Origin of the sequence: Streptococcus sp. oral taxon 061 (assembly GCF_013394695.1) — a bacterium.
Classification (GTDB): domain Bacteria; phylum Bacillota; class Bacilli; order Lactobacillales; family Streptococcaceae; genus Streptococcus.
In genome coordinates this window covers 1,664,098-1,686,833 of record NZ_CP058258.1, presented here as the reverse complement: position 1 = coordinate 1,686,833, position 22,736 = coordinate 1,664,098, and the positions used below count along the sequence as shown (strand labels likewise).

Sequence of the window (22,736 nt, the reverse complement as noted above, 5' to 3'; positions counted from 1 at the left end):
ATTCTCTATTGAGGGCTTCAGCTTTTTTAGTTTTTTCTTCATTTTTCGAATTAAGAGAAAAGGAGAAATGACTATGCTGACAGTAGAAGAAAAAATTTTTTTAGAAGCCTATAAAAAAGCGTCTTATCATCGTTTTTATGAGATTGAATACTTCGCTAATCTCTGTAAAAAGCTGAACAAATGCCCTCAGCAGGCTGACAAGAACTAGACTTTTTGATATACTAGAACAAATTAAAATATAGGAGAGAGCGAATGAACGTATATGGCAGATTAGAAGACGAACCAATCCCAACTTGGACTGGAAATCAAGATAATTCAGGTGGGGGAGAGGTGCGAGAAGAGTTTGAAACACGACAATCTGCTCGCTTACCATTATTCAAAATCCTAATTTGGAGCACTTTAGCGGTACTTGTGTCTGTAGCTCTTCCTTTTGTGCTAGGATTGACTAGTCCAGAGCAGGCTCAAGATTTCTATATTGGATGGGCTATGCATCAGAGTGGGGATATCTACGCAGATTATTTTGGGACTAGTGGCCTCCTCTATTACTTTTTACAGTATTTAACCAAGGGCAGTATTTTGTTTGCCGTCTTTAATTGGTTAGCCTTAGTAGGTGCCGGATTCTTTCTTTTCCGTTCTGCTTTCAATCTGACTGGACAAGATAAGCAATCGCAACAAGTATTGACAGTCTTTTATGTCCTGGCTAGTGCTCTTAGTTTTGGTGGAGGCTATGCAACTATTCTTGCACTCCCATTCTTGTTTTATGCCTTAAGTTTAGTAACATCTTATTTGGCAGAACCAAGCCTTGACAAAGGATTTATCCGTATTGGAGCTAGCTTAGCTCTAGCATTTTTCTTTGCACCTTTGGTCACAACTTTATACGCCTTTGTCTTGTTTTTTGCTGTAACAGCTTTTAATGTTGGTCGCAATAATTTAGCTCATGGTGTTTATCAATTTTTTGCAGCGGGCCTTGGTTTTTCAATCTTCTTTTATCCAATCGGATATTATACAGCTTATAAAGGCAGTTTCGGAAATGCCATTAGTCAAATCCTCTATCCATTAGATAGTTTAAACTTTACGTCTAACTCAGGATTATTCGACAATATCCTCTTCTATGGATTGTTGTCGATAGGTCTCGGAGTATTGACATTGGCATTGACAGGTCTCTTCAAATATAAACCATTGAAGCAATCGGTCTTATCAATCTCTGCTGCAATAGCTGTCATTTTGGTATTAGTTTTAGAAATTTTTTCTACAGATCTTATCAATGGTAGTCGTATGGTTGAGTTCCTTCCTTTCTTGTCGCTTCTTTTGCTGACACGAATTTCAACAGAGAAGCCAGAAGGAGCGAATCGCCGTAGACGATCTAGAGAAGAAACTTCGGTATGGGGAGCTTTTCTAAAAGGAAATGCCTATCTGCCAATTTTAGCTCTGGCTTACCTATTTTTAGCACCTGTAGTATCACGATATTTGCTCCATGCGGAACAATATCAAGAACGTACAAGCATTGAATCTAAGGTCAAAGGGGAAACTCAAGCTACAGATCGTATCTATGTTTGGGATAATCTGACAAGTAGCTATAAAGCTAGCGAACGCTTGTCAGCTAGTCAGTTGCTATCGCCTAGATTGCATACAGGACTTGATGCAAATCGTACTAAGCTTGTAAATGATCTACGAGATAATCAACCAAAGATGATTGTAGTAAATACAAAAACAACTCTTTGGACAGAAGTTGAGCAGCTTTTAGCTGAAAATTATCAAGCGGTTCAAAGTGAATTCAAAGATTTTAAACTCTATAAATTAAAATAAAAACTATCAATATCTTGTGTAATTTTAAAAAAATTTTATTTTTTGACACAAGATATTGATTTTTATTTTTTTAGTGATATAATACTTTTTAGAATCAATATTATATTTAAGAAAAGGGTATGGATATGATTGTATTGGAAGAGAAGGCTGTCCCTGATCCGACTTTATTCGTCGAAAAGCGTGACGGCAGACGTGTAATTTTTGATGTAGACAAGATTGACAAAGCGCTTCATAAGGCTGCTGAAAAGGTTATGGATGTAACCCCTTTGGTTGAAAAACGACTTAGTACTCTAGTTGAACGTATCGTCGAAGAGATTCATAGCCGTTTCCCACAAGGTGTAAAAATCTATGAAATCCAAAATATCGTAGAACACGAGTTGTTGGAAGCAAAAGAATACGCCTTGGCTGAGGAGTATATCACCTATCGGACTCAAAGGGATTTTGAGCGCTCAAAAGCGACAGATATCAACTTTAGTATTCATAAACTTCTCAGTAAAGATCAGGCAGTTGTCAATGAAAATGCCAATAAGGATAGCGATGTTTTTAATACCCAGCGTGATTTGACTGCAGGGATTGTTGGAAAATCCATCGGACTTCAAATGCTTCCTAAACATGTGGCTAATGCCCATCAAAAAGGTGAGATTCATTATCATGATTTGGATTATAGCCCCTACACACCAATGACCAACTGTTGTTTGATTGATTTCAAGGGCATGTTGGAAAATGGTTTTAAGATTGGAAATGCGGAGGTAGAGAGCCCCAAATCTATCCAAACTGCGACAGCACAGATTTCACAAATCATCGCAAACGTTGCTTCTAGCCAGTATGGAGGCTGTTCAGCTGACCGTATCGATGAAGTCTTGGCTCCTTATGCAGAGAAAAATTACCAAAAGCACCTCAAGGATGCGGAGGAATGGGTTCTGCCTGACAAGCGCCAAGAATATGCCTGGAAGAAAACCCAAAAAGACATCTACGATGCTATGCAATCTCTAGAGTACGAGATTAATACCCTCTTTACATCAAATGGGCAAACGCCATTTACCTCTCTTGGTTTCGGTTTAGGGACCAGTCGTTTTGAACGTGAAATTCAAAAGGCAATCCTGAACATTCGTATCAAGGGGCTTGGTTCAGAACATCGTACAGCCATCTTCCCTAAACTCATCTTTACTCTTAAAAGAGGTCTTAACTTAGAGGAAGGCTCACCTAACTACGACATCAAGCAGTTGGCTCTTGAGTGTGCAACTAAGCGCATGTACCCAGATGTCTTGTCTTATGATAAGATTGTCGAGTTGACAGGTTCTTTCAAGGTTCCGATGGGATGCCGTTCTTTCCTCCAAGGTTGGAAGGATGAAAATGGAGTAGAAGTCAATTCTGGTCGTATGAACCTAGGTGTGGTAACAGTCAATCTTCCTCGTATCGCCCTCGAGTCTGAAGGCGACATGAACAAGTTCTGGGAAATCTTCAATGAGCGGATGAATATCGCAGAAGATGCACTGGTCTATCGTGTAGAGCGGACCAAGGAAGCCACTCCAGCTAATGCACCAATTCTTTATCAATACGGAGCCTTCGGACGCCGCCTTGGTAAGGAAGAAAGTGTTGACGAACTCTTTAAGAATCGCCGTGCTACTGTTTCGCTTGGCTATATCGGGCTCTATGAAGTGGCGACAGTCTTCTTTGGCAACAATTGGGAAACCAATCCAGAAGCTAAAGAATTCACCCTTGATATCATTCGAGACATGAAACATCGAGTAGAAGAGTGGTCAGACCAATATGGCTATCACTTCTCTATCTACTCTACACCGTCTGAAAGTTTGACGGACCGATTCTGTCGTTTGGATACAGAGAAATTTGGCTCTATTCCAGACATTACTGATAAAGAATACTACACAAATTCCTTCCATTATGATGTCCGCAAAAATCCAACACCTTTTGAAAAATTGGACTTTGAGAAAGTCTACCCAGAAGCGGGTGCATCTGGTGGCTTTATCCACTACTGCGAGTACCCAGTTCTCCAACAAAATCCAAAGGCCTTGGAAGCTGTGTGGGACTATGCATATGACCGTGTAGGTTATCTCGGAACTAATACTCCGATCGACCGCTGTTACAAGTGTGATTTTGAAGGAGATTTTGAACCAACTGAGAGAGGATTTGCTTGTCCTAACTGTGGTAATAATGATCCTAAAACAGTAGATGTTGTTAAACGAACTTGTGGTTATTTAGGGAATCCTCAAGCACGTCCGATGGTGAATGGTCGTCACAAGGAAATTGCTGCGCGTGTCAAACACATGAACGGTTCTACTATCAAAACAGCAGGGCATGAAGTAAGAAATTAGAAAGAGATAGCATGGGAAAATATCAATTAGACGATAAGGGTAAGGCCTTGGTTCAACGATTCCACGAAAAGCATTCAAAGGGTGGAGTCAATAAAAAAGATCGAGTAGCCAGCCTTAGAGAACAATTTTTGAATAAGAACAAGAAAAAGTGAGAGTCCCCTCTCACTTTTCTCATAGCGGGAGGAATACATGGAATTACGCAGACCAACATTAGCAGATAAAGAAACCATTCTAAACATGATGGCAGAGTTTGAACAGACTCAATCAGCCCACGATGGTGGATTTTGGGATGCTGAGAACTTTGATTATGAGGAGTGGCTAGAAACTAACCTTAATAAAGAAATGGGAATAAAATTGCCTAAAAATCGTGTTCCATCAATTCAGTTCGTATTGTTTGATAAATCAGATCATGCTTTAGGTTTTTTAAATTTACGGCTGAGACTAAATGAGGGATTGCTGAATCATGCTGGCCATATTGGCTACTCCATCCGTCCCTCTGAAAGGGGCAAAGGCTACGCCAAAGAATCCCTCCGACAAGGTCTACAAATTGCCAAGGAAAAGAATATCAAACGAGCGCTTGTGACTTGTAGCACAGAAAATCCTGCCAGCCGAGCTGTTATCTTAGCTAATGGTGGGAAGTTAGAGGATGTTCGAAATGGAACGGAGCGCTATTGGATAGAGTTGGAGTAGAAAGTATGACATGGAATACACCAAAACCAGGCGAGTGGAAGAGTGAGGAGCTTAGTCAGGGACGTATTATTGATTATAAGGCTTTTAACTTTGTCGATGGCGAAGGGGTGCGCAATTCTCTTTATGTAGCAGGATGTATGTTTCACTGTGAAGGTTGCTACAATGTAGCGACCTGGTCATTTAATGCCGGGATTCCTTATACACCAGAGTTGGAAGAACAGATTATGGCAGATCTTGCCCAGCCTTATGTTCAAGGTTTGACCCTACTCGGTGGAGAGCCATTCCTCAATACTGGAATTCTTTTGCCTCTCGTTAAACGCATTCGAAAAGAGTTACCAGAAAAAGATATCTGGTCTTGGACGGGCTACACTTGGGAAGAAATGATGTTGGAGACGCCTGACAAATTGGAGCTTTTATCGCTGATTGATATCCTAGTCGATGGTCGCTATGACAAAAACAAGCGCAATCTCATGCTCCAGTTTCGTGGTTCTTCCAATCAACGAATCATCGATGTACAAAAATCTCTGCAAAGTGGAAAAGTAGTTATTTGGGACAAGCTTAACGATGGCAAGCAAAACTATGAACAGGTCAAGAGAGAATGAAGAAAAAAGAGTTAATAAAAAGACTAGTATCTGAAATAGAGTCGGGAAAAGTAAAAACGCTGGGTATCTACGGTCATGGAGCTTCAGGGAAATCAACTTTTGCTCAAGAATTGTACCAAGAACTTGATTCTAAAAAGGTAAATTTACTAGAGACAGATCCCTATATTACTTCGGGACGACATTTGGTGGTGCCTAAAGAGACACCGGATCAAAAGGTGACAGCATGTTTACCAGTGGCACATGAACTGGTAAGCTTACAGAGAGATATTCTAGCCTTGCAAGCGGGTATGGATGTCTTGACTATCGAAGAACCTTGGAAGGCTAGTGAGGTATTATCGGGAGCAAAACCAATTCTGATAGTCGAAGGGATGTCTGTGGGTTTTCTACCCAAGGAACTCTTTGACAAAACCATTTGTTTCTATACGGATGAAGAGACAGAATTAAAGAGGCGTCTAGCTCGAGATACGGCTGTGAGAAATGGCGATGCATCCTTTATATTGGCTAGTCAGCAAATGAGACGAGAACAGTATCTGCAATATTATAAAGAAACCGAGTCAAAAACAGATATCTTGATAAAACAATCGAATGATAAATTTCAGATCGAAACGAATATTATGAATATTATATAGAAGAAAAAATAAAAATTTGCTCTTCATTTATGCCTTTTTGAGATAAGGGACAATAAGAAAACAGTTTCATCTAAAAAATTTAAAAAATCCTGTCAAATCCCTTGCAATCGCAGGGGCTTTGTGTTATTCTATTATGGTGCTGTAAATTACAGCCTTAGCTTTGATGCAAGAGGTTGCGACACGCTCGGTTGCATTGCCACGCAACGCGCGTCGGTTTTCTTGTGGAGCTAGCCTATTATCTTAAATAGACGAAAAGGAGAAAAAGATGGCAAACAAAAAAATCCGTATCCGTTTGAAAGCTTACGAACACCGTACGCTTGACACAGCGGCTGCAAAAATCGTAGAATCAGCTACTCGTACAGGTGCACAAGTTGCGGGTCCAATCCCACTTCCAACTGAGCGTAGCCTCTACACAATCATTCGTGCGACTCACAAATATAAAGATTCTCGCGAACAATTCGAAATGCGTACACACAAACGTTTGATCGATATCATCAACCCAACTCAAAAAACAGTTGACGCTTTGATGAAATTGGATCTTCCAAGTGGTGTAAACGTAGAAATCAAACTTTAATTTAAAGCTTGATACCTTGAGCATAAAAAACGCTCGTTAAAAACTTTTTGAATAAAAAATATAGAAAAGGAACTATTTTCTCATGACAAAAGGAATCTTAGGGAAAAAAGTGGGAATGACTCAAATCTTCACTGAAGCTGGCGAATTGATCCCTGTAACAGTTATCGAAGCAACTCCAAACGTTGTTCTTCAAGTTAAAACTGTTGAAACAGATGGTTACAACGCTATCCAAGTTGGTTTCGATGACAAACGCGAAGTATTGAGCAACAAACCTGCTAAAGGACATGTAGCAAAAGCTAACACGGCTCCTAAGCGCTTCATTCGTGAATTCAAAAACGTTGAAGGCTTGGAAGTTGGTGCTGAAATCACAGTTGAAACTTTCGCAGCTGGAGACATTGTTGATGTAACTGGTACATCTAAAGGTAAAGGTTTCCAAGGTGTTATCAAACGCCACGGGCAATCACGTGGACCTATGGCTCACGGTTCTCGTTACCACCGTCGTCCAGGTTCTATGGGACCTGTTGCACCTAACCGCGTATTCAAAGGTAAAAACCTTGCAGGACGTATGGGTGGCGACCGCGTAACAATTCAAAACCTTGAAGTTGTACAAGTTGTTCCAGAAAAGAACGTTATCCTTATCAAAGGTAACGTACCAGGTGCTAAGAAATCTCTTATCACTATCAAGTCAGCAGTTAAAGCTGGTAAATAATAAGGAAAGGGGAATACAGTCAAAATGGCAAATGTAACATTATTCGACCAAACTGGTAAACAAGCGGGCGAAGTTGTTCTTAACGATGCAATCTTTGGTATCGAACCAAACCAATCTGTTGTGTTTGATGTGATCATCAGCCAACGTGCTAGCCTTCGTCAAGGGACTCACGCAGTTAAAAACCGCTCAGCTGTTTCAGGTGGCGGACGCAAACCATGGCGTCAAAAAGGAACTGGACGTGCTCGTCAAGGTTCTATCCGCTCTCCACAATGGCGTGGTGGTGGAATCGTCTTCGGACCAACTCCACGTAGCTATGCGTACAAACTTCCTCAAAAAGTTCGTCGCCTTGCGCTTAAATCTGTTTACTCAGAAAAAGTTGCTGAAAACAAATTTGTAGCCGTTGATTCTCTTGAATTTACAGCTCCAAAAACTGCTGAATTTGCAAAAGTTCTTGCAGCTTTGAGCATCGATTCTAAAGTCCTTGTTATTCTTGAAGAAGGAAACGAATTCGCAGCTCTCTCAGCTCGTAACCTTCCAAACGTGAAAGTTGCGACTGCTACAACTGCAAGTGTTCTTGACATCGCAAATAGTGACAAACTTCTTGTTACTCAAGCAGCTATCTCTAAAATCGAGGAGGTTCTTGCATAATGAATTTGTATGATGTTATCAAAAAACCTGTAATCACTGAAAGCTCAATGGCTCAACTTGAAGCAGGGAAATATGTATTTGAAGTTGACACTCGCGCACACAAACTTTTGATTAAGCAAGCTGTTGAAGCTGCTTTCGAAGGTGTTAAAGTTGCAAATGTTAACACAATCAACGTAAAACCAAAAGCTAAACGCGTTGGACGTTACACTGGTTTTACTAACAAAACTAAAAAAGCTATCATCACTCTTACAGCTGATTCAAAAGCAATCGAGTTGTTTGCAGCTGAAGCTGAATAATCTAAGGAGGAAATATCGTGGGAATTCGTGTTTATAAACCAACAACAAACGGTCGCCGTAATATGACTTCTTTGGATTTCGCTGAAATCACAACAAGCACACCAGAAAAAACTTTGCTTGTTGCTTTGAAGAACAAGGCTGGTCGTAACAACAACGGTCGTATCACTGTTCGTCACCAAGGTGGTGGACACAAACGTTTCTACCGTTTGGTTGACTTCAAACGTAACAAAGACAACGTTGAAGCAGTTGTTAAAACTATCGAGTACGATCCAAACCGTTCTGCAAACATCGCTTTGGTACACTACACTGACGGTGTGAAAGCTTACATCATCGCTCCAAAAGGTCTTGAAGTTGGTCAACGTATCGTTTCAGGTCCTGAAGCAGATATCAAAGTCGGAAACGCACTTCCGCTTGCTAACATCCCAGTTGGTACTTTGATTCACAACATCGAATTGAAACCAGGTCGTGGTGGAGAATTGGTACGTGCTGCTGGAGCTTCTGCTCAAGTTTTAGGTCAAGAAGGTAAATACGTTCTTGTTCGTCTTCAATCAGGTGAAGTTCGTATGATTCTTGGAACTTGTCGTGCAACAGTTGGTGTTGTCGGAAACGAACAACATGGACTTGTAAACCTTGGTAAAGCAGGACGTAGCCGTTGGAAAGGTATCCGCCCAACAGTTCGTGGTTCTGTAATGAACCCTAACGATCACCCACACGGTGGTGGTGAAGGTAAAGCACCAGTTGGTCGTAAAGCGCCATCTACTCCATGGGGCAAACCTGCTCTTGGTCTTAAAACTCGTAACAAAAAAGCGAAATCTGACAAACTTATCGTTCGTCGTCGCAACGAGAAATAATTTTAAACTAGTCGCTTAAGTGCTAGATAATCCGCCAGCTCGGTAGCGCTCCTCGTGAGCGCAAGCCGCTGTGGTACTATATTTAAAGGAGAAAATATTAAAATGGGACGCAGTCTTAAAAAAGGACCTTTCGTCGATGAGCATTTGATGAAAAAAGTTGAAGCTCAAGCTAACGACGAAAAGAAAAAAGTTATCAAAACTTGGTCACGTCGTTCAACGATTTTCCCAAGTTTCATTGGTTACACTATCGCAGTTTATGATGGACGTAAACACGTACCTGTTTACATCCAAGAAGACATGGTAGGTCACAAGCTTGGTGAATTTGCACCAACTCGTACTTACAAAGGTCACGCCGCAGACGACAAGAAGACACGTAGAAAATAAGGAGAACATAAATGGCAGAAATTACTTCAGCTAAAGCAATGGCTCGCACAGTACGTGTTTCACCTCGTAAATCACGTCTTGTTCTTGACAACATCCGTGGTAAAAGCGTAGCCGATGCAATCGCAATTTTGACATTCACTCCAAACAAAGCTGCTGAAATCATCTTGAAAGTGTTGAACTCAGCTGTAGCTAACGCTGAAAACAACTTTGGTTTGGATAAAGCTAACTTGGTAGTATCTGAAGCATTCGCAAACGAAGGACCAACTATGAAACGTTTCCGTCCACGTGCGAAAGGTTCAGCTTCACCAATCAACAAACGTACAGCTCACATCACTGTAGCTGTTGCAGAAAAATAAGGAGGTAAAATCGTGGGTCAAAAAGTACATCCAATTGGTATGCGTGTCGGCATCATCCGTGATTGGGATGCCAAATGGTATGCTGAAAAAGAATACGCGGATTACCTTCATGAAGATCTTGCAATCCGTAAATTCGTTCAAAAAGAACTTGCTGACGCAGCAGTTTCAACTATTGAAATCGAACGCGCAGTAAACAAAGTTAACGTTTCACTTCACACTGCTAAACCAGGTATGGTTATCGGTAAAGGTGGTGCTAACGTTGATGCACTTCGTGCTAAACTTAACAAATTGACTGGAAAACAAGTACACATCAACATCATCGAAATCAAACAACCTGATTTGGATGCTCACCTTGTTGGTGAAGGAATTGCTCGTCAATTGGAGCAACGTGTTGCTTTCCGTCGTGCACAAAAACAAGCAATCCAACGTGCTATGCGTGCTGGAGCTAAAGGAATCAAAACTCAAGTATCAGGTCGTTTGAACGGTGCAGATATTGCCCGTGCTGAAGGATACTCTGAAGGAACAGTTCCACTTCACACACTTCGCGCAGATATCGATTACGCTTGGGAAGAAGCAGATACTACATACGGTAAACTTGGTGTTAAAGTATGGATCTACCGTGGTGAAGTTCTTCCAGCTCGTAAAAACACTAAAGGAGGTAAATAACCAATGTTAGTACCTAAACGTGTTAAACACCGTCGTGAATTCCGTGGTAAAATGCGCGGTGAAGCTAAAGGTGGAAAAGAAGTGGCATTCGGTGAATACGGTCTTCAAGCTACAACTAGCCACTGGATCACTAACCGCCAAATCGAAGCTGCTCGTATCGCCATGACTCGTTACATGAAACGTGGTGGTAAAGTTTGGATTAAAATCTTCCCACACAAATCATACACAGCTAAAGCTATCGGGGTTCGTATGGGATCTGGTAAAGGGGCACCTGAAGGTTGGGTAGCACCAGTTAAACGTGGTAAAGTAATGTTCGAAGTTGCTGGTGTATCTGAAGAGATCGCTCGCGAAGCGCTTCGTCTTGCAAGCCACAAATTGCCAGTTAAATGTAAATTCGTAAAACGTGAAGCAGAATAAGGAGAAGGCATGAAACTTAATGAAGTAAAAGAATTTGTTAAAGAACTTCGTGGTCTTTCTCAAGAAGAACTCGCGAAGCGCGAAAACGAATTGAAAAAAGAATTGTTTGAACTTCGCTTCCAAGCTGCTACTGGTCAATTAGAACAAACAGCTCGCTTGAAAGAAGTTAAAAAACAAATCGCTCGTATCAAAACAGTTCAATCTGAAGCGAAATAATAGACTAGGGAAGGAGAAATTTCAATGGAACGCAATAATCGTAAAGTTCTTGTTGGACGTGTTGTATCTGACAAAATGGACAAGACAATCACAGTTGTAGTTGAAACAAAACGTAACCACCCAGTCTATGGTAAACGTATTAACTACTCTAAAAAATACAAAGCACATGATGAAAACAATGTTGCCAAAGAAGGCGATATCGTACGTATCATGGAAACTCGCCCGCTTTCAGCTACAAAACGTTTCCGTCTTGTAGAAGTTGTTGAAGAAGCGGTTATCATCTAATCAAGCCTGAAAGGAGAAAACTGAAATGATTCAAACAGAAACTCGTTTGAAAGTCGCAGACAACAGCGGTGCACGCGAAATCTTGACTATCAAAGTTCTTGGTGGTTCTAAACGTAAATTTGCGAACATCGGTGATGTTATTGTGGCATCTGTAAAACAAGCTACTCCTGGTGGTGCGGTTAAAAAAGGTGACGTTGTTAAAGCAGTTATCGTTCGTACTAAATCAGGTGCTCGTCGTGCTGATGGTTCATACATCAAATTTGACGAAAACGCAGCAGTTATCATCCGTGACGACAAAACTCCTCGCGGAACACGTATCTTTGGCCCAGTTGCACGTGAATTGCGTGAAGGTGGCTTCATGAAGATCGTGTCACTTGCTCCAGAAGTACTTTAATCAATAAAAACAAACACAGTCCCCTGGCTTAGCCAGGGTGCCCATTGGGCGTAAGAATAAAAGGAGAAAAAAATGTTTGTAAAAAAAGGCGACAAAGTTCGCGTAATCGCTGGTAAAGATAAGGGAACAGAAGCTGTTGTCCTTACTGCCCTTCCAAAAGTAAACAAAGTTATCGTTGAAGGTGTTAACATCGTTAAGAAACACCAACGTCCAACTAACGAACTTCCTCAAGGTGGTATCATCGAGAAGGAAGCAGCTATCCACGTATCAAACGTTCAAGTTTTGGACAAAAATGGTGTAGCTGGTCGTGTTGGTTACAAATTTGTAGACGGTAAAAAAGTTCGCTACAACAAAAAATCAGGCGAAGTGCTTGATTAATCACGAAGGAAAGGAGAAGTATAATGGCAAATCGTTTAAAAGAAAAATATCTTAATGAAGTAGTTCCTGCTTTGACAGAACAATTCAACTACTCATCAGTGATGGCTGTTCCTAAAGTGGATAAGATCGTTTTGAACATGGGTGTTGGTGAAGCTGTATCAAACGCTAAAAGCCTTGAAAAAGCTGCTGAAGAATTAGCACTTATCTCAGGTCAAAAACCACTTATCACTAAAGCTAAAAAATCTATCGCCGGCTTCCGTCTTCGTGAAGGTGTTGCGATCGGTGCAAAAGTTACCCTTCGTGGTGAACGTATGTACGAATTCTTGGATAAATTGGTTTCAGTATCACTTCCACGTGTACGTGACTTCCACGGTGTTCCAACAAAATCATTTGACGGACGCGGAAACTACACACTTGGTGTGAAAGAGCAATTAATCTTCCCAGAAATCAACTTTGATGACGTTGACAAAACTCGCGGTCTTGACATCGTTATCGTAACTACTGCTAACACAGACGAAGAGTCACGTGCATTGCTTACAGGCCTTGGAATGCCTTTTGCAAAATAATATAGGAGGTATAACTAATGGCTAAAAAATCTATGATTGCTAAGAACAAACGCCCAGCGAAGTTCTCTACTCAAGCATACACTCGCTGTGAACGTTGTGGACGTCCACACTCAGTTTACCGCAAGTTTAAACTTTGCCGTGTTTGCTTCCGTGAATTGGCATACAAAGGTCAAATCCCTGGTGTAACAAAAGCATCTTGGTAATAACATGATACAAAGAGCGTAACAACCCCAGCAAAAATAGGAGATTTGGTGCAGGAGCAATGCTCCAAGACAAATCTATCTTTTTTGCCCAGGTTGTAGCTCGTGTTCAAATGAGATTATCTTGTTTGAATGTGTCAATACTATCTGAGCCCAGCTCAATCATTAACTAGCAAGTGCAACTTGCAAACTACTAGTAAGAGGAGAAAAATAAAATGGTTATGACTGACCCAATCGCAGACTTCCTAACTCGTATTCGTAACGCTAACCAAGCAAAACACGAAGTACTTGAAGTACCTGCATCAAACATCAAAAAAGGGATTGCTGAAATCCTTAAACGCGAAGGTTTTGTTAAGAACGTAGAAATCATCGAAGATGACAAACAAGGCATCATCCGTGTATTCCTTAAATACGGAGCAAACGGTGAACGAGTTATCACTAACTTGAAACGTGTTTCTAAACCAGGACTTCGTGTCTACAAAAAACGTGAAGATCTTCCAAAAGTACTTAACGGTCTTGGAATTGCTATCCTTTCAACTTCTGAAGGTTTGCTTACTGATAAAGAAGCTCGCCAAAAGAATGTTGGTGGAGAGGTTATCGCTTACGTTTGGTAAAATCAAGATACAAAGCTCGTAAAGAACAAAGCAAAATTAGGAAGTTGGAGCAGGTTGTTTACAAACAAGCCAACTTATCTATTTTGCACAGTTCTTAGAGCGTGTTCAGTTCAGATCTTGAACTAAATAAGTATCTTAACCCCGTGAAAACTGGCCTTTATGGCCTGACAATTTAACAGGAGAATAAAAACATGTCACGTATTGGTAATAAAGTTATCGTGTTGCCTGCTGGTGTTGAACTCACTAACAATGACAACGTTGTAACTGTAAAAGGACCTAAAGGAGAACTTACTCGTGAGTTCTCAAAAGATATTGAAATCCGTGTGGAAGGTACTGAAGTAACTCTTCACCGTCCAAACGATTCAAAAGAAATGAAAACTATCCACGGAACTACTCGTGCACTTTTGAACAACATGGTTATTGGTGTTTCAGAAGGATTCAAGAAAGAACTTGAAATGCGTGGGGTTGGTTACCGTGCACAACTTCAAGGAAACAAACTTGTTTTGGCTGTTGGTAAATCACATCCAGACGAAGTTGAAGCTCCAGCAGGAATTACTTTTGGACTTCCAAACCCAACGACTATCGTTATCAGCGGAATTTCAAAAGAAGTAGTTGGTCAAACAGCTGCTTACGTACGTAGCCTTCGTTCACCAGAACCATACAAAGGTAAAGGTATCCGTTACGTTGGCGAATATGTTCGTCTTAAAGAAGGTAAAACTGGTAAATAATGTTGAGTGGTTGATTTTCAACCACCAACCCCATTACCAACTTTGTGCATAGCACATGATTTAAAATTAAAGAGGTGAAAACTGTGATTTCTAAACCAGATAAAAACAAACTCCGCCAAAAACGCCACCGTCGTGTACGCGGAAAACTCTCTGGAACTGCTGATCGCCCACGTTTGAACGTATTCCGTTCTAATACAGGCATCTACGCTCAAGTGATTGATGACGTAGCGGGTGTAACGCTCGCAAGTGCTTCAACTCTTGACAAAGAAGTTTCAAAAGGAACTAAAACTGAACAAGCCGTTGCTGTCGGTAAACTCGTTGCAGAACGTGCAAGTGCTAAAGGTATTTCAGAAGTGGTGTTCGACCGCGGTGGATATCTATATCACGGACGTGTGAAAGCTTTGGCTGATGCAGCTCGTGAAAACGGATTGAAATTCTAATAGGAGGACACTAGAAAATGGCATTTAAAGACAATGCAGTAGAACTTGAAGAACGCGTAGTTGCTGTTAACCGTGTTACAAAAGTTGTTAAAGGTGGACGTCGTCTTCGTTTCGCAGCTCTTGTAGTAGTTGGTGACCGCAACGGTCGTGTAGGATTTGGTACTGGTAAAGCTCAAGAAGTTCCAGAAGCAATCCGCAAAGCAGTAGAAGATGCTAAGAAAAACTTGATCGAAGTTCCTATGGTCGGAACAACAATTCCACATGAAGTTCTTTCAGAATTCGGTGGAGCTAAAGTATTGTTGAAACCTGCTGTAGAAGGTTCTGGAGTTGCCGCAGGTGGTGCAGTTCGTGCCGTTGTGGAATTGGCAGGTGTGGCAGATATTACATCTAAATCACTTGGTTCTAACACTCCAATCAACATTGTTCGCGCAACTGTTGAAGGTTTGAAACAATTGAAACGCGCTGAAGAAGTTGCTGCCCTTCGTGGTATTTCAGTTTCTGATTTGGCATAAGAAAGGGGATAAAATGGCTCAAATTAAAATTACTTTGACTAAGTCTCCAATCGGACGCATTCCATCACAACGTAAAACTGTTGTAGCACTTGGACTTGGCAAATTGAACAGCTCTGTTATTAAAGAAGATAACGCTGCAATCCGTGGTATGATTACTGCAGTATCTCACTTGGTAACAGTTGAAGAAGTAAACTAATGATTATTTAGGGGATGTGCATATGACCATCCCCTAAAACTAGATATAGTCATCTTAGATGACACAGTATAGGCGAGTTGATAAAGGAGACAACCTTTTCTCCTTTATCGGCGCTAGCATTTTACAAAAGAGGAGAAAAATAAATGAAACTTCATGAATTGAAACCTGCAGAAGGTTCTCGTAAGTCACGTAACCGTGTTGGACGTGGTACTTCATCAGGTAACGGTAAAACATCAGGCCGTGGTCAAAAAGGTCAAAAAGCTCGTAGCGGAGGCGGTGTACGTCTTGGTTTTGAAGGTGGACAAACTCCATTGTTCCGTCGTCTTCCAAAACGTGGATTTACTAACATCAACGCTAAAGAATATGCTATTGTAAACCTTGATCAATTGAACGCCTTTGATGACGGTGCTGAAGTAACTCCAGTGGTACTTGTAGAATCAGGAATTGTTAAATCTGAAAAATCAGGTATCAAAGTTCTTGGTAACGGTGAGTTGACTAAGAAATTGACTGTTAAAGCAGCTAAATTCTCTAAATCAGCTGAAGAAGCTATCACTGCTAAAGGTGGTTCTGTTGAAGTCATCTAAGTGAGGTGACCTATGTTTTTTAAATTATTGAGAGAAGCATTCAAAGTTAAACAAGTTCGATCAAAAATTCTATTTACAATTTTTATCGTATTTGTATTCCGTATCGGTACAAGCATTACTGTACCATGGGTAAATGCAAATAGCTTGAACGCTTTGAGTGGACTATCCTTCTTGAATATGTTGAGCTTGGTGTCAGGGAATGCCATGAAAAACTTCTCAGTTTTTGCACTTGGTGTTAGTCCCTACATCACAGCCTCAATCGTCGTCCAACTCTTGCAAATGGATTTATTGCCAAAATTTGTAGAGTGGGGCAAACAAGGGGAAGTAGGTCGTAGAAAGTTAAATCAAGCGACTCGATACATTGCCCTTGTGCTTGCATTTGTTCAATCAGTCGGGATTACTGCTGGTTTTAACGCTCTGTCTGGAGCTAAACTTTTGACTGTACCACTTACACCACAAGTATTCCTTGTAATTGGTGGAATTTTAACCGCAGGAAGCATGATTGTAACCTGGTTGGGAGAGCAAATCACAGATAAGGGATACGGAAATGGTGTTTCAATGATTATCTTTGCAGGGATTGTTGCTTCAATTCCTGATATGATTAAGGGCATCTATGTAGATTACTTTGTCAATGTACCAAGCAGTCGTTTGACATCGTCTCTCATTTTCGTTGCTATCTTAATCATTGCTGTTTTGTTAATTGTTTACTTTACAACTTACGTTGAACAAGCTAAATACAAGATTCCAATTCAGTATACAAAGGTAGCTCAAGGTGCGCCGTCAAGCTCCTATCTTCCATTGAAGATTAACCCTGCTGGGGTTATCCCGGTTATCTTTGCTAGCTCTATTACAGCAGCACCGGCAGCAATTTTACAATTCGTAAGTGCGTCTGGTCTTAATTGGGAATGGGTAAAAACAGCTCAAGAGTTGGTATCTACTTCAACCCCAACAGGTGTTGCTTTGTATGCTCTGTTGATTATTCTCTTTACATTCTTCTATACATTTGTACAGATCAATCCAGAGAAAGCAGCAGAAAATTTACAAAAGAGTGGAGCTTATATCCATGGTGTCCGTCCTGGTAAAGGGACAGAAGAATATATGTCAAAACTTCTTCGTCGTCTCGCAACAGTCGGATCAATCTTCCTAGGTGTGATTTCTATCCTACCTATTGTAGCTAAAGATTTATTTGGTCTTTCAGAAGTTGTCGCTTTTGGGGGAACAAGTTTGCTAATCATTATCTCTACAGGTATCGAAGGAATTAAACAATTGGAAGGTTATCTATTGAAACGTAAGTATGTTGGTTTCTTAGATACAACAGAATAATTGTAATAGAAAATAAAATTCACTATTGCTCAGAGAGTGGAGTGTAAAAATCAAAGACATTGTCAGATTTTTATCTCCTCTCTTCTATTTTGTTTTTAAATAGGAGTTGAAATGAATTTTTGCTTCTATTTAAATACAAAAAAGGAGTTTGAATCATGAATCTTTTGATTATGGGTTTACCTGGTGCAGGTAAAGGGACACAAGCAGCGAAAATTGTTGAACAGTTTCACGTTGCCCACATCTCAACAGGTGACATGTTCCGTGCAGCAATGGCTAACCAAACTGAAATGGGTGTATTAGCTAAGTCTTATATTGATAAAGGCGAATTGGTTCCAGATGAAGTTACAAATGGAATTGTTAAAGAACGTCTTTCTCAAGATGATATTAAAGAAACTGGCTTCTTGTTGGATGGGTACCCACGTACAATTGAGCAAGCTCATGCCTTAGACAAAACATTGGCTGAACTTGGAATTGAACTTGAAGGTGTTATTAACATCGAAGTAGATCCATCATGCCTACTTGAACGTTTGAGTGGTCGTATCATTCACCGTGAAACTGGCGAAACTTTCCATAAAGTATTCAACCCACCAGTTGATTACAAAGAGGAAGATTACTACCAACGTGAGGATGATAAACCTGAGACAGTTAAACGTCGTTTGGATGTCAATATTGCTCAAGGTGAACCAATCATTGCTCACTATCGAGCTAAAGGTCTAGTACATGATATCGAAGGCAACCAAGATATCAATGATGTCTTTAAAGATATCGAAAAGGTATTGACAAATTTGAAATAAAAGCGTTTTTCAGGCTTGCAAAATGTCTTGACAAATGTTATACTGAGTTAGTCTGACTTATAATTGTTGTCTCTGTGTCTAGAGGCATCAAATCGAAATTTAGGGAGGTACTTTTGCGTGGCAAAAGACGATGTGATTGAAGTTGAAGGCAAAGTAGTCGATACGATGCCGAATGCAATGTTTACGGTTGAACTTGAAAATGGACATCAGATTTTAGCAACAGTTTCTGGTAAAATTCGTAAAAACTATATTCGTATTTTAGCGGGAGATCGTGTTACTGTTGAAATGAGTCCATATGACTTGACACGTGGACGTATCACTTACCGCTTTAAATAATCGAAAAACTTGGAGGGATAAGAAATGAAAGTAAGACCATCGGTCAAACCAATTTGCGAATACTGTAAAGTAATTCGTCGTAATGGTCGTGTTATGGTAATTTGCCCAGCAAATCCAAAACACAAACAACGTCAAGGATAAGATAGAAAGGAGAAAACATGGCTCGTATTGCTGGAGTTGATATTCCAAATGACAAACGCGTAGTTATCTCATTGACTTATGTCTATGGTATCGGACTTGCAACATCTCAAAAGATTTTGGCAGCTGCTGGAGTTTCAGAAGATATTCGTGTTCGTGACCTTACATCAGATCAAGAAGATGCTATCCGTCGTGAAGTGGATGCAATTAAAGTTGAAGGTGACCTTCGTCGTGAAGTGAACTTGAACATCAAACGTTTGATGGAAATCGGTTCATACCGTGGTATCCGTCACCGTCGTGGACTTCCTGTCCGTGGACAAAACACTAAAAACAACGCTCGCACTCGTAAAGGTAAAGCTGTTGCGATTGCTGGTAAGAAAAAATAATATAGGAGGTAAAAGTCTTGGCTAAACCAACACGTAAACGTCGTGTGAAAAAGAATATCGAATCTGGTATTGCTCATATTCACGCTACATTTAATAACACTATTGTTATGATTACTGATGTGCATGGTAATGCAATCGCTTGGTCATCAGCTGGTGCTCTTGGTTTCAAAGGTTCTCGTAAATCTACACCATTTGCTGCTCAAATGGCTTCAGAAGCTGCTGCTAAATCTGCACAAGAACACGGTCTTAAATCAGTTGAAGTTACTGTAAAAGGTCCAGGTTCTGGTCGTGAGTCAGCTATTCGTGCTCTTGCTGCCGCTGGTCTTGAAGTAACAGCAATTCGTGATGTGACTCCAGTGCCACACAATGGTGCTCGTCCTCCAAAACGTCGCCGTGTATAATCATTACCTTTACACTGCTTTTCGTTTAAGAGGGAGTAACTAAATGATCGAGTTTGAAAAACCAAATATAACAAAAATTGATGAAAATAAAGATTATGGCAAGTTTGTAATCGAACCACTAGAACGTGGATACGGTACAACACTTGGTAACTCTCTTCGTCGTGTACTTCTTGCTTCTCTTCCAGGAGCAGCTGTTACATCTATCGATATCGATGGAGTATTACATGAATTTGATACAATTCCTGGTGTTCGCGAAGACGTGATGCAAATCATTCTGAACATTAAAGGTATTGCAGTTAAATCATATGTAAAAGACGAAAAGACTATTGAACTTGATGTTGAAGGTCCTGCTGAAGTGACAGCCGGAGATATTTTAACTGATAGTGATATTGAAATCGTAAATCCAGATCATTATCTTTTCACAATCGGAGAAGGTGCTTCATTTAAAGCAACTATGACTGTAAACACTGGTCGTGGCTATGTACCTGCAGATGAAAATAAAAAAGATAATGCCCCAGTTGGAACACTTGCTGTAGATTCTATTTATACACCAGTTACAAAAGTTAACTATCAAGTTGAACCTGCTCGTGTAGGAAGCAATGATGGTTTCGACAAATTAACCCTTGAAATCTTGACAAATGGAACTATTATTCCAGAAGATGCTTTAGGGCTTTCAGCACGTATTTTGACAGAACATCTTGATTTGTTTACAAATCTTACAGAGATTGCTAAATCTGCAGAAGTGATGAAAGAAGCTGATACTGAATCGGACGACCGTATTTTGGAACGTACGATTGAGGAACTTGACTTGTCTGTACGCTCGTATAACTGTTTGAAACGTGCTGGTATCAATACTGTGCACGATTTGACAGAAAAATCTGAAGCAGAGATGATGAAAGTAAGAAATCTTGGACGCAAGAGTTTGGAAGAAGTGAAACTCAAACTCATTGATTTGGGTCTTGGATTAAAAGATAAATAAAGGAGGAATACATGGCTTACCGTAAACTAGGACGCACTAGCTCACAACGTAAAGCAATGCTTCGCGATTTGACAACTGACCTTTTGATCAACGAATCAATCGTGACAACTGAAGCTCGTGCTAAAGAAATCCGTAAAACTGTTGAAAAAATGATTACTCTAGGTAAACGTGGTGATTTGCATGCACGTCGTCAAGCTGCTGCTTTCGTACGTAATGAAATCGCATCTGAAAACTATGATGAAGCAACTGACAAGTACACTTCTACTACAGCTCTTCAAAAATTGTTCTCAGAAATCGCACCTCGTTACGCAGACCGTAACGGTGGATACACTCGTATCCTTAAAACTGAACCACGTCGTGGTGATGCAGCGCCAATGGCGATCATTGAATTAGTATAAAATCATCAATTTTGTTGAGTGTTATGATGATGGAGCCCTGTGCTCTTAGTCTAGCTCTGGTCTACCGCTAGGACTTTTGTCCTAGCGGGAACACTCATCATAAGATGGTCGGTAGACGCTTGTTTACGAAATTGTTTTTCTTTTAAGAACAATTTCGTAAGCAGGCGTTTTTTAGTTTTTTTGTTGTAAATGTGCTATACTGAGAAAAAAGAAAATCACAAAATTAGATTTTCTATAGTTTAAAAATGGAGGGTCGATATGAAAGCTATCATAACTGTAGTTGGAAAAGATAAAGGTGGGATTGTTGCAGGTGTTGCGACTAAGATTGCTGAATTAGGATTAAATATTGATGATATTTCACAAACTGTCTTGGACGAGTTCTTCACAATGATGGCTGTGGTATCTAGTGAAGAAAAACAAGATTTTACTCATTTGAGAAATGAGTTTGAGGCTTTTGGTCAGACTTTGAATGTCAAAATCAATATTCAGAGTGCTGCGATTTTTGATGCTATGTATAATATCTAGGAGGCGTGTATGGATATTAGACAAGTCACTGAAACAATCTCAATGATTGAAGAGCAGAATTTTGATATCAGAACAATTACCATGGGAATTTCACTTCTAGATTGTATAGATCCAGATATTAATAAGGCTGCAGATAAAATTTATGATAAGATAACTAGCAAGGCCGCAAATTTAGTTGCTGTCGGGGATGAAATTGCAGCTGAACTTGGGATTCCAATCGTTAACAAACGCGTATCGGTAACGCCTATTTCTTTGATTGGAGCAGCAACAGATGCGACAGATTATGTAGTGTTAGCAAAAGCTTTAGATAGAGCAGCAAAAGAAATTGGTGTAGATTTTATTGGGGGTTTTTCTGCCTTAGTTCAGAAAGGCTACCAAAAAGGAGACGAAATACTCATCAACTCGATTCCGCGTGCCTTAGCTGAAACTGATAAAGTTTGCTCTTCTGTCAATATCGGTTCAACCAAGTCAGGAATTAACATGACTGCTGTAGCTGATATGGGTCGAATTATCAAGGAAACTGCTAGTTTTTCTGATATGGGAGCTGCTAAATTAGTTGTATTTGCCAATGCAGTTGAAGACAATCCTTTTATGGCCGGAGCCTTTCATGGTGTTGGCGAAGCTGATGTTATTATTAATGTTGGTGTTTCAGGTCCTGGTGTAGTCAAACGTGCCTTAGAAAAAGTTCGCGGCCAAAGCTTTGATGTAGTTGCTGAAACTGTTAAAAAGACAGCCTTCAAGATTACTCGGATTGGTCAATTAGTTGGCCAGATGGCTAGTGAAAGACTAGGAGTTGATTTTGGGATTGTTGATTTGAGTTTAGCACCTACTCCTGCAGTGGGGGATTCTGTAGCTCGGGTTCTCGAGGAAATGGGTCTTGAAACAGTTGGGACTCATGGGACGACTGCAGCCTTAGCTCTTTTAAATGACCAAGTAAAAAAAGGTGGTGTAATGGCTTGCAACCAAGTCGGTGGATTGTCAGGTGCTTTCATCCCAGTCTCAGAAGATGAGGGTATGATAGCAGCAGTGCAAAATGGCTCCCTAAATCTTGAGAAATTAGAAGCAATGACAGCTATCTGTTCAGTTGGTTTGGATATGATTGCCATTCCAGAAGATACTCCTGCAGAGACGATTGCAGCTATGATTGCGGATGAGGCAGCAATTGGTGTCATTAACATGAAGACAACGGCTGTTCGTATTATTCCAAAGGGTAAAGAAGGCGATATGATTGAGTTTGGAGGCCTATTGGGGACGGCGCCAGTAATGAAGGTCAACGGTGCTTCTTCAGTTGATTTCATTGCTCGTGGAGGTCAAATTCCAGCTCCAATCCATAGTTTTAAAAATTAATAAAAAAATAAAATGGTTTAAGGTCAATTTAAGGA

38 protein-coding genes are annotated in these 22,736 nt (G+C 40.4%); all 38 read left to right on the top strand.

All coding sequences use genetic code 11. The features are described 5' to 3' along the window. The first annotated feature begins 73 nt into the window (after positions 1–73). Positions 74–208, top strand: coding sequence for a hypothetical protein (locus HW271_RS08815; RefSeq protein ID WP_259274709.1), 135 nt, complete (start codon positions 74–76; stop codon positions 206–208). A 44-nt stretch (positions 209–252) separates the two neighbouring features. Beyond that, positions 253–1,806, top strand: coding sequence for a damage-inducible protein CinA (locus HW271_RS08375; RefSeq protein ID WP_178895576.1), 1,554 nt, complete (start codon positions 253–255; stop codon positions 1,804–1,806). A gap of 125 nt (positions 1,807–1,931) precedes the next feature. Next, positions 1,932–4,139 carry an anaerobic ribonucleoside-triphosphate reductase gene (nrdD, locus tag HW271_RS08370; RefSeq protein WP_178895668.1) on the top strand — a complete coding sequence of 736 codons (2,208 nt, stop codon included), beginning with the start codon at positions 1,932–1,934 and terminating at the stop codon, positions 4,137–4,139. Between the two features lie 11 nt (positions 4,140–4,150). Then, on the top strand, positions 4,151–4,291 hold the full coding sequence (locus tag HW271_RS08365; RefSeq protein ID WP_000521611.1) for a hypothetical protein: 141 nt from the start codon (positions 4,151–4,153) through the stop codon (positions 4,289–4,291). Positions 4,292–4,328: 37 nt separating this feature from the next. Next, entirely contained in the window at positions 4,329–4,829 is a 501-nt protein-coding gene (locus HW271_RS08360) for a GNAT family N-acetyltransferase (RefSeq protein WP_178895575.1), read from the top strand. A gap of 5 nt (positions 4,830–4,834) precedes the next feature. Then, on the top strand, positions 4,835–5,431 hold the full coding sequence (gene nrdG / locus HW271_RS08355; protein ID WP_178895574.1) for an anaerobic ribonucleoside-triphosphate reductase activating protein: 597 nt from the start codon (positions 4,835–4,837) through the stop codon (positions 5,429–5,431). Further along, a complete protein-coding gene (locus HW271_RS08350; protein WP_178895573.1) occupies positions 5,428–6,060 on the top strand; it encodes a uridine kinase in 633 nt (210 codons plus the stop codon). The genes nrdG and HW271_RS08350 overlap by 4 nt, the downstream gene beginning before the upstream one ends. A 265-nt stretch (positions 6,061–6,325) precedes the next feature. Then, complete coding sequence (gene rpsJ, locus HW271_RS08345) at positions 6,326–6,634, top strand: 30S ribosomal protein S10 (protein WP_003009585.1); 309 nt, start codon at positions 6,326–6,328, stop codon at positions 6,632–6,634. Positions 6,635–6,716: 82 nt separating this feature from the next. Next, the gene (gene rplC, locus HW271_RS08340; RefSeq protein WP_004251088.1) at positions 6,717–7,343 is read left to right on the top strand and encodes a 50S ribosomal protein L3; all 627 of its coding nucleotides are present in this window, start codon (positions 6,717–6,719) and stop codon (positions 7,341–7,343) included. Positions 7,344–7,367: 24 nt separating this feature from the next. Beyond that, on the top strand, positions 7,368–7,991 hold the full coding sequence (rplD, locus tag HW271_RS08335; protein ID WP_000024549.1) for a 50S ribosomal protein L4: 624 nt from the start codon (positions 7,368–7,370) through the stop codon (positions 7,989–7,991). Next, positions 7,991–8,287: a 50S ribosomal protein L23 gene (locus HW271_RS08330; protein ID WP_001055347.1), complete on the top strand. Its 297-nt coding sequence runs from the start codon at positions 7,991–7,993 to the stop codon at positions 8,285–8,287. The genes rplD and HW271_RS08330 overlap by 1 nt, the downstream gene beginning before the upstream one ends. Positions 8,288–8,304: 17 nt before the next feature. Next, positions 8,305–9,138: a 50S ribosomal protein L2 gene (gene rplB / locus HW271_RS08325; RefSeq protein WP_006144707.1), complete on the top strand. Its 834-nt coding sequence runs from the start codon at positions 8,305–8,307 to the stop codon at positions 9,136–9,138. 102 nt (positions 9,139–9,240) lie between these two features. Beyond that, positions 9,241–9,522 carry a 30S ribosomal protein S19 gene (gene rpsS / locus HW271_RS08320; RefSeq protein WP_000533766.1) on the top strand — a complete coding sequence of 94 codons (282 nt, stop codon included), beginning with the start codon at positions 9,241–9,243 and terminating at the stop codon, positions 9,520–9,522. A gap of 11 nt (positions 9,523–9,533) precedes the next feature. Beyond that, entirely contained in the window at positions 9,534–9,878 is a 345-nt protein-coding gene (gene rplV, locus HW271_RS08315) for a 50S ribosomal protein L22 (RefSeq protein WP_000818137.1), read from the top strand. A gap of 12 nt (positions 9,879–9,890) precedes the next feature. Beyond that, a complete protein-coding gene (gene rpsC, locus HW271_RS08310) occupies positions 9,891–10,544 on the top strand; it encodes a 30S ribosomal protein S3 (protein WP_000529936.1) in 654 nt (217 codons plus the stop codon). Positions 10,545–10,547: 3 nt separating this feature from the next. Next, a complete protein-coding gene (gene rplP / locus HW271_RS08305; protein ID WP_000960948.1) occupies positions 10,548–10,961 on the top strand; it encodes a 50S ribosomal protein L16 in 414 nt (137 codons plus the stop codon). A gap of 9 nt (positions 10,962–10,970) precedes the next feature. After that, positions 10,971–11,177 (top strand): 50S ribosomal protein L29, encoded by a 207-nt coding sequence (rpmC, locus tag HW271_RS08300; RefSeq protein ID WP_000772918.1) that lies wholly within the window; start codon positions 10,971–10,973, stop codon positions 11,175–11,177. 24 nt (positions 11,178–11,201) lie between these two features. Beyond that, complete coding sequence (rpsQ, locus tag HW271_RS08295; protein ID WP_000440801.1) at positions 11,202–11,462, top strand: 30S ribosomal protein S17; 261 nt, start codon at positions 11,202–11,204, stop codon at positions 11,460–11,462. Between the two features lie 25 nt (positions 11,463–11,487). Beyond that, positions 11,488–11,856 (top strand): 50S ribosomal protein L14, encoded by a 369-nt coding sequence (rplN, locus tag HW271_RS08290; RefSeq protein WP_000616547.1) that lies wholly within the window; start codon positions 11,488–11,490, stop codon positions 11,854–11,856. A gap of 72 nt (positions 11,857–11,928) precedes the next feature. Next, on the top strand, positions 11,929–12,234 hold the full coding sequence (rplX, locus tag HW271_RS08285) for a 50S ribosomal protein L24 (protein ID WP_000497691.1): 306 nt from the start codon (positions 11,929–11,931) through the stop codon (positions 12,232–12,234). A 23-nt stretch (positions 12,235–12,257) separates the two neighbouring features. Beyond that, entirely contained in the window at positions 12,258–12,800 is a 543-nt protein-coding gene (rplE, locus tag HW271_RS08280) for a 50S ribosomal protein L5 (RefSeq protein ID WP_000013542.1), read from the top strand. A 17-nt stretch (positions 12,801–12,817) separates the two neighbouring features. Next, positions 12,818–13,003, top strand: coding sequence for a type Z 30S ribosomal protein S14 (locus HW271_RS08275; protein ID WP_001085699.1), 186 nt, complete (start codon positions 12,818–12,820; stop codon positions 13,001–13,003). 212 nt (positions 13,004–13,215) lie between these two features. Further along, complete coding sequence (gene rpsH / locus HW271_RS08270; protein ID WP_004251095.1) at positions 13,216–13,614, top strand: 30S ribosomal protein S8; 399 nt, start codon at positions 13,216–13,218, stop codon at positions 13,612–13,614. Positions 13,615–13,805: 191 nt separating this feature from the next. Continuing rightward, positions 13,806–14,342, top strand: coding sequence for a 50S ribosomal protein L6 (gene rplF, locus HW271_RS08265; RefSeq protein WP_178895572.1), 537 nt, complete (start codon positions 13,806–13,808; stop codon positions 14,340–14,342). Positions 14,343–14,425: 83 nt separating this feature from the next. Beyond that, complete coding sequence (rplR, locus tag HW271_RS08260; protein ID WP_004251098.1) at positions 14,426–14,782, top strand: 50S ribosomal protein L18; 357 nt, start codon at positions 14,426–14,428, stop codon at positions 14,780–14,782. 17 nt (positions 14,783–14,799) lie between these two features. Further along, complete coding sequence (gene rpsE, locus HW271_RS08255; RefSeq protein WP_004251100.1) at positions 14,800–15,294, top strand: 30S ribosomal protein S5; 495 nt, start codon at positions 14,800–14,802, stop codon at positions 15,292–15,294. Between the two features lie 13 nt (positions 15,295–15,307). Continuing rightward, entirely contained in the window at positions 15,308–15,490 is a 183-nt protein-coding gene (gene rpmD / locus HW271_RS08250; RefSeq protein ID WP_000057241.1) for a 50S ribosomal protein L30, read from the top strand. Positions 15,491–15,633: 143 nt separating this feature from the next. Beyond that, complete coding sequence (gene rplO, locus HW271_RS08245) at positions 15,634–16,074, top strand: 50S ribosomal protein L15 (RefSeq protein WP_006151070.1); 441 nt, start codon at positions 15,634–15,636, stop codon at positions 16,072–16,074. A gap of 12 nt (positions 16,075–16,086) precedes the next feature. Further along, positions 16,087–17,397 carry a preprotein translocase subunit SecY gene (secY, locus tag HW271_RS08240; protein ID WP_178895571.1) on the top strand — a complete coding sequence of 437 codons (1,311 nt, stop codon included), beginning with the start codon at positions 16,087–16,089 and terminating at the stop codon, positions 17,395–17,397. A gap of 155 nt (positions 17,398–17,552) precedes the next feature. Beyond that, positions 17,553–18,191, top strand: coding sequence for an adenylate kinase (locus HW271_RS08235; protein WP_178895570.1), 639 nt, complete (start codon positions 17,553–17,555; stop codon positions 18,189–18,191). Between the two features lie 117 nt (positions 18,192–18,308). After that, complete coding sequence (infA, locus tag HW271_RS08230) at positions 18,309–18,527, top strand: translation initiation factor IF-1 (RefSeq protein WP_001029883.1); 219 nt, start codon at positions 18,309–18,311, stop codon at positions 18,525–18,527. Positions 18,528–18,551: 24 nt separating this feature from the next. After that, positions 18,552–18,668, top strand: a complete 117-nt coding sequence (rpmJ, locus tag HW271_RS08225) for a 50S ribosomal protein L36 (RefSeq protein ID WP_001808836.1) — start codon at positions 18,552–18,554, stop codon at positions 18,666–18,668. A gap of 17 nt (positions 18,669–18,685) precedes the next feature. After that, on the top strand, positions 18,686–19,051 hold the full coding sequence (gene rpsM / locus HW271_RS08220; protein WP_004251117.1) for a 30S ribosomal protein S13: 366 nt from the start codon (positions 18,686–18,688) through the stop codon (positions 19,049–19,051). Positions 19,052–19,068: 17 nt separating this feature from the next. Next, entirely contained in the window at positions 19,069–19,452 is a 384-nt protein-coding gene (gene rpsK / locus HW271_RS08215) for a 30S ribosomal protein S11 (protein WP_001118385.1), read from the top strand. A gap of 43 nt (positions 19,453–19,495) precedes the next feature. Then, entirely contained in the window at positions 19,496–20,431 is a 936-nt protein-coding gene (locus HW271_RS08210) for a DNA-directed RNA polymerase subunit alpha (RefSeq protein WP_004251121.1), read from the top strand. Positions 20,432–20,442: 11 nt separating this feature from the next. After that, positions 20,443–20,829, top strand: a complete 387-nt coding sequence (gene rplQ, locus HW271_RS08205) for a 50S ribosomal protein L17 (protein WP_004251124.1) — start codon at positions 20,443–20,445, stop codon at positions 20,827–20,829. Between the two features lie 258 nt (positions 20,830–21,087). Continuing rightward, a complete protein-coding gene (locus tag HW271_RS08200) occupies positions 21,088–21,354 on the top strand; it encodes an ACT domain-containing protein (RefSeq protein WP_006151049.1) in 267 nt (88 codons plus the stop codon). 9 nt (positions 21,355–21,363) lie between these two features. Continuing rightward, the gene (locus HW271_RS08195) at positions 21,364–22,701 is read left to right on the top strand and encodes a PFL family protein (RefSeq protein ID WP_178895569.1); all 1,338 of its coding nucleotides are present in this window, start codon (positions 21,364–21,366) and stop codon (positions 22,699–22,701) included. The last annotated feature ends 35 nt before the right edge of the window (positions 22,702–22,736 follow it).

Excerpts from the sequence above, each read along its gene's own strand:
- rpsM (WP_004251117.1), top strand. The coding sequence starts at position 18,686 with ATGGCTCGTATTGCTGGAGTTGATATTCCAAATGACAAACGCGTAGTT.
- HW271_RS08350 (WP_178895573.1), top strand. The coding sequence starts at position 5,428 with ATGAAGAAAAAAGAGTTAATAAAAAGACTAGTATCTGAAATAGAGTCG.
- rpsE (WP_004251100.1), top strand. The coding sequence starts at position 14,800 with ATGGCATTTAAAGACAATGCAGTAGAACTTGAAGAACGCGTAGTTGCT.
- secY (WP_178895571.1), top strand. The coding sequence starts at position 16,087 with ATGTTTTTTAAATTATTGAGAGAAGCATTCAAAGTTAAACAAGTTCGA.
- HW271_RS08375 (WP_178895576.1), top strand. The coding sequence starts at position 253 with ATGAACGTATATGGCAGATTAGAAGACGAACCAATCCCAACTTGGACT.
- rpsQ (WP_000440801.1), top strand. The coding sequence starts at position 11,202 with ATGGAACGCAATAATCGTAAAGTTCTTGTTGGACGTGTTGTATCTGAC.
- nrdG (WP_178895574.1), top strand. The coding sequence starts at position 4,835 with ATGACATGGAATACACCAAAACCAGGCGAGTGGAAGAGTGAGGAGCTT.
- rpmC (WP_000772918.1), top strand. The coding sequence starts at position 10,971 with ATGAAACTTAATGAAGTAAAAGAATTTGTTAAAGAACTTCGTGGTCTT.
- rpsH (WP_004251095.1), top strand. The coding sequence starts at position 13,216 with ATGGTTATGACTGACCCAATCGCAGACTTCCTAACTCGTATTCGTAAC.
- rplV (WP_000818137.1), top strand. The coding sequence starts at position 9,534 with ATGGCAGAAATTACTTCAGCTAAAGCAATGGCTCGCACAGTACGTGTT.
- rplF (WP_178895572.1), top strand. The coding sequence starts at position 13,806 with ATGTCACGTATTGGTAATAAAGTTATCGTGTTGCCTGCTGGTGTTGAA.
- rpsS (WP_000533766.1), top strand. The coding sequence starts at position 9,241 with ATGGGACGCAGTCTTAAAAAAGGACCTTTCGTCGATGAGCATTTGATG.
- HW271_RS08360 (WP_178895575.1), top strand. The coding sequence starts at position 4,329 with ATGGAATTACGCAGACCAACATTAGCAGATAAAGAAACCATTCTAAAC.
- rplO (WP_006151070.1), top strand. The coding sequence starts at position 15,634 with ATGAAACTTCATGAATTGAAACCTGCAGAAGGTTCTCGTAAGTCACGT.
- nrdD (WP_178895668.1), top strand. The coding sequence starts at position 1,932 with ATGATTGTATTGGAAGAGAAGGCTGTCCCTGATCCGACTTTATTCGTC.
- HW271_RS08365 (WP_000521611.1), top strand. The coding sequence starts at position 4,151 with ATGGGAAAATATCAATTAGACGATAAGGGTAAGGCCTTGGTTCAACGA.
- HW271_RS08235 (WP_178895570.1), top strand. The coding sequence starts at position 17,553 with ATGAATCTTTTGATTATGGGTTTACCTGGTGCAGGTAAAGGGACACAA.
- rpmJ (WP_001808836.1), top strand. The coding sequence starts at position 18,552 with ATGAAAGTAAGACCATCGGTCAAACCAATTTGCGAATACTGTAAAGTA.
- HW271_RS08815 (WP_259274709.1), top strand. The coding sequence starts at position 74 with ATGCTGACAGTAGAAGAAAAAATTTTTTTAGAAGCCTATAAAAAAGCG.
- rplD (WP_000024549.1), top strand. The coding sequence starts at position 7,368 with ATGGCAAATGTAACATTATTCGACCAAACTGGTAAACAAGCGGGCGAA.
- HW271_RS08195 (WP_178895569.1), top strand. The coding sequence starts at position 21,364 with ATGGATATTAGACAAGTCACTGAAACAATCTCAATGATTGAAGAGCAG.
- HW271_RS08200 (WP_006151049.1), top strand. The coding sequence starts at position 21,088 with ATGAAAGCTATCATAACTGTAGTTGGAAAAGATAAAGGTGGGATTGTT.
- rpmD (WP_000057241.1), top strand. The coding sequence starts at position 15,308 with ATGGCTCAAATTAAAATTACTTTGACTAAGTCTCCAATCGGACGCATT.
- rplN (WP_000616547.1), top strand. The coding sequence starts at position 11,488 with ATGATTCAAACAGAAACTCGTTTGAAAGTCGCAGACAACAGCGGTGCA.
- HW271_RS08210 (WP_004251121.1), top strand. The coding sequence starts at position 19,496 with ATGATCGAGTTTGAAAAACCAAATATAACAAAAATTGATGAAAATAAA.
- rplX (WP_000497691.1), top strand. The coding sequence starts at position 11,929 with ATGTTTGTAAAAAAAGGCGACAAAGTTCGCGTAATCGCTGGTAAAGAT.
- HW271_RS08275 (WP_001085699.1), top strand. The coding sequence starts at position 12,818 with ATGGCTAAAAAATCTATGATTGCTAAGAACAAACGCCCAGCGAAGTTC.
- rplE (WP_000013542.1), top strand. The coding sequence starts at position 12,258 with ATGGCAAATCGTTTAAAAGAAAAATATCTTAATGAAGTAGTTCCTGCT.
- rpsJ (WP_003009585.1), top strand. The coding sequence starts at position 6,326 with ATGGCAAACAAAAAAATCCGTATCCGTTTGAAAGCTTACGAACACCGT.
- rplP (WP_000960948.1), top strand. The coding sequence starts at position 10,548 with ATGTTAGTACCTAAACGTGTTAAACACCGTCGTGAATTCCGTGGTAAA.
- HW271_RS08330 (WP_001055347.1), top strand. The coding sequence starts at position 7,991 with ATGAATTTGTATGATGTTATCAAAAAACCTGTAATCACTGAAAGCTCA.
- rplC (WP_004251088.1), top strand. The coding sequence starts at position 6,717 with ATGACAAAAGGAATCTTAGGGAAAAAAGTGGGAATGACTCAAATCTTC.
- rplQ (WP_004251124.1), top strand. The coding sequence starts at position 20,443 with ATGGCTTACCGTAAACTAGGACGCACTAGCTCACAACGTAAAGCAATG.